Raw genomic sequence first — 911 nt, forward strand, 5'->3', positions numbered from 1 at the left:
GCCGCCGTCCATCGCCGTGTCGTTGATGTCGAGGAGACGGCCGGTGAGGGAGGAGTACAGGGGGGTGCTGCCCTGCGCCGGTGTGATGCCGTCCAGCAGGCGGGCGAGTTCGTCGCGGATGGCCTCGACGTGCGCGGAGTGGGACGCGTAGTCCACGTCCACCTTGCGGGCCCGGATGTCTGAGGACTCGCACACGGTGATCAGCTCGTCGAGGGCGTCGACGTCGCCGGAGACCACGGTGGAGGTGGGGCCGTTGACGGCGGCGACGGATATCCGACCGTCCCACGCCGTGATCGTCTCGCGGACCCAAGCTGCGGGCTGGGTGATGGACACCATGCCGCCGAGTCCGGCGAGCGCGGTGATGGCGCGGGAGCGCAGGGCGACGACCTTGGCGGCGTCCTGCAGCGACAGGATGCCCGCCACCGCGGCGGCGGCGATCTCGCCCTGGGAGTGGCCGATGACGGCCGCGGGCTGGACGCCGTAGGAGCGCCACAGTTCGGCGAGGGAGACCATGACGGCCCACAGCACGGGCTGGACCACGTCCACCCGCTCCAGGCCCTCGCCGCTGCGGACGACGTCGAGCAGCGACCAGTCGGTGTGCGGGGCGAGCGCGGCGGCGCATTCGGCCATCCGGGCCGCGAAGACCGGGGAGGTGTCGAGGAGTTCGACCGCCATGCCCGCCCACTGCGCACCCTGACCCGGGAAGACGAAGACGGTGCGGGGGCTGGTGTGGGCCTCGCCGGTGAGGACGGTGGCGTCGGGGCGGCCCTCGGCGAGGGCGGCCAGGGCGGTCTCGAAGTCGTGGAGGTCGCTCGCGACGATCGCGGCCCGGGTCTCGAAGCGGGAGCGGGTCAGCGCCAGCGAGTGGCCGATGTCCGCGACCCGCGCGTCCGGGTTCTCCCGGACGTGGG

General features: G+C 73.2%; 1 protein-coding gene. It reads right to left on the minus strand.

Going from position 1 to position 911, the window contains the following annotated elements:
• The coding region (locus A2U95_RS29285) for an acyltransferase domain-containing protein (RefSeq protein WP_166028559.1) at positions 1-911 on the minus strand (911 nt) is incomplete at both ends.

It is taken from the genome of Streptomyces chilikensis, from assembly GCF_001642695.1.
In the GTDB taxonomy this organism is placed as follows: domain Bacteria; phylum Actinomycetota; class Actinomycetes; order Streptomycetales; family Streptomycetaceae; genus Streptomyces; species Streptomyces chilikensis.